General features: G+C 61.0%; 1 protein-coding gene. It reads left to right on the forward strand.

Going from position 1 to position 236, the window contains the following annotated elements; translation table 11 throughout:
• Positions 1-236, forward strand: a 236-nt coding sequence (locus ACYQ0J_RS13865) for an EF-Tu C-terminal domain-related protein (RefSeq protein ID WP_460172638.1), incomplete at both ends; no start/stop codon positions are given.

Genomic DNA, 236 nt, shown 5'->3' on the forward strand with positions numbered 1-236 from the left:
ACGGGTGTAGAGATGCACCGGAAGACGTTGCAGGAGGGGATAGCTGGGGACAATGTGGGATTGCTTTTGCGGGGTGTAAGCCGGGAGGAGGTGGAGCGGGGGCAGGTGTTGGCGAGGCCTGGGAGCATTACGCCGCACACGAAGTTTGAGGCCTCGGTGTACGTGTTGAGGAAGGAGGAGGGGGGCCGGCACACGGGGTTTTTTTCTGGGTACCGGCCGCAGTTTTACTTTCGGAC

This window comes from Thermus sp. FJN-A, assembly GCF_054655095.1.